At 43.1% G+C, this 2,390-nt stretch carries 3 protein-coding genes; all 3 read right to left on the bottom strand.

The window, feature by feature from the left end; genetic code table 11:
• Window positions 1-320: 320 nt before the first annotated feature.
• The 3 genes from HMPREF9999_RS02695 to HMPREF9999_RS02690 all read right to left on the bottom strand — a co-directional run bounded on the left by HMPREF9999_RS02695 (window position 321) and on the right by HMPREF9999_RS02690 (window position 2,178).
• Window positions 321-599, bottom strand: a complete 279-nt coding sequence (locus tag HMPREF9999_RS02695) for a hypothetical protein (RefSeq protein ID WP_009436778.1) — start codon at window positions 597-599, stop codon at window positions 321-323.
• A 77-nt stretch (window positions 600-676) separates the two neighbouring features.
• Window positions 677-841, bottom strand: a complete 165-nt coding sequence (locus HMPREF9999_RS10430; RefSeq protein ID WP_157049589.1) for a hypothetical protein — start codon at window positions 839-841, stop codon at window positions 677-679.
• Window positions 842-894: 53 nt separating this feature from the next.
• On the bottom strand, window positions 895-2,178 hold the full coding sequence (locus HMPREF9999_RS02690) for a glycoside hydrolase 5 family protein (protein WP_009436776.1): 1,284 nt from the start codon (window positions 2,176-2,178) through the stop codon (window positions 895-897).
• Window positions 2,179-2,390 lie beyond the last annotated feature (212 nt).

The raw sequence follows: 2,390 nt of genomic DNA, 5'->3' as shown, positions 1-2,390 counted from the left end.
AGGCAAGTAGGTGAAGGTCTGAGAAAACCCTCCTCTATATCGTTCTAAGGTGTAATAAGTTTCATCGTCAAACTTCACAATGTGGAGTGTGTCATCAGCAAAAATCGAGTTGCACCAGCTAAGAGTGCAGATGCAGCAAAACAATAGTCGAAGTATCATAGATGTATGTTATTAGAAGTTTATGCCCATAGAACGAAGTATGAGTTCCCAATTCCAGTTGTAATTGGGATTGACTTTGCCCAATTGCATATCATCGAGCTCAGGATAGGATTTGTAGTATTCAAAACAGTACGTAACACGCTCTTTGAATTTTTCAAAGTCTAATTTATTTTTCTCGTCAAAGCACCCATGAATCCAGCGAGAATATTCATTCGATTTATTGTCATCATGTATAAATTCGCCTTTTGATAGGCCTCTTTGAGCAATGCTATATCTGAGGGCTTTGCCTTATCCAATAATCCTATCGTCGTGACATCTTCTGGCAACGTTTCAGGATGAATACCGATGAGGGTGAGGTGACAGGGGAAGTCTCTTTGCCTTAATGCGCGATAAGTGGCTAGCACCTTGTCACCTCCTTTAAGCTTCCATGCCTTAGCCACAAAAAACAGTTAGCATATCGCTTGATATTTGGGCAAAATAACTTCGCCTTGATTCGTCGTGATATTTGCCCCAAACTCTACCACGTGAATCTTTTCTTCATCTGCACCATAATGTTCAATAGCGTTCTTGCTGTCCATTCAGAGCTGTAGACCACCTTGCTAGTATTGGCGATGGATGTGCATTCCAGTTTGTCGGCTAACGCTGCAAAATGTTTGGGCAAGCGCAGATATTCTTTCATCAAATCCCTCTTTCGTTTTGGGTAATGATACAAATAGCCTCACGATTAAGTGTCGTTTATTTGCTTTTGGGCAGATTAGCAATACCTGCTTTTATGATCTTAATGGTAGAGTCATCTGTAGAAAACACTGAGTAAAGGCCTTGTGGCTCTTGGGGTGGGTCGCACATATAGTCGTCTCCGGGCACCCATTGTTCGTGTTGGGGTTGCGCATGACCTCCCCACCCCCAGAAGTTGCAACCTACAAAGTATCCGCCCTTGGCTAAGTCGTCTGCTAAGAGCGAGAATACGTAGCTATAATAGGCATCTCGAGCAGTGGTGGTCGATTGTTTAGAGAAAGAAACACTATCTCGTGGATAGCCAAACTCTTCCATTACTAGCGGTTTGTTGATGTTGGCACAAATCTCTAAATGTCGGTCTAAATAGTCCTTGGTGTATTCTTGAGCACGTTGCATATTTTGCATTAGCGAGTCTTTCTTAGCCCAGCCCCAATTGTAGGGCCAAATGTGTACGTTGCAATAGTCGATATTGGGGTCGGAACAGATGCGTTGCCATGAATCATAATCAGCCTCACAACCGAAGGCTCCTTCAGAACCTACGCTCACTAGATGTCGCTTATCGATACTTTTCATCATCGCTGCAGCCTTAGCAATCCATGCTTCGAACTGGGGTAGGGCAGCCTTGTCGAACGCACGTGGCTCGTTGCAAATTTGCCATGACATGATAGCAGGATCTTCTGTGTAGGGTTTTCCTGTGTAGCGGTTAGTGCGTTTTAGTATGAAATTGAGGTGATTGAAAAACAGCTGTTGTGCCTGGGGATTGATCGCGAATTGCGCAGCATACTTAACGTAGGCAGAATATCCCACCTCGTTAGGCTGCAATGCTTTGCCTGCACCTGCGTTTTCGAGATAAAAACCATAACCTCCGCTCCATTCCCAAGAATTGTTCAGGTAGAGTACTGCCACCATTCCACGGCGTTGAAGCTGCAACATCAGATAGTCGAGACCATCTAAGATGGCGTCGTTATACACACCCGGAGAAGGCTGAAGCACAGGCGATGCTTTCCATTTGATGCCTTCTTCACCATCGCTACCCACCAATATGCGTAGATTGGTGATGCCTAAACGCTTCATTTCATCTAGTTCACGGTTCAGTCTTTTTCTGTTTCCGCCCTTTCCTTTCGAACCCAGTATGGTGCCATACCAATAGTTTGTTCCGATGAAAGTATAGGGTTTACCGTCACGATAGAGCTTTCCGTTTTCTACTGTAACAAAGGATTGTGCCTTAACGGCTGTGGCACAAACAAGCAATAGTGCCATAATGTAGTATCGTATTTTATTCATTGCATTTTGAATGTTTGTGCATGATATAGGATAGATGATATCTGCATAGTTGGTTTTGAATACTTTCCTGCAAATATACTTACTTTGTTTGGTATTTCATCCTTATGTGATAATGAATGCTATTAAGGTCAATCAAATGAAGGGGAAATAAGAATAAACAACTATCTTTGTAGTGGCTGTTTGAATTGGCTAATGAACAGTAGGTGATTAGC

The sequence above is a fragment of the Alloprevotella sp. oral taxon 473 str. F0040 genome (assembly GCF_000318095.2).
Lineage (GTDB): Bacteria > Bacteroidota > Bacteroidia > Bacteroidales > Bacteroidaceae > Alloprevotella.
Note: the sequence above shows the minus strand (reverse complement) of the source record. Positions and strands in the feature narration are given on the sequence as shown.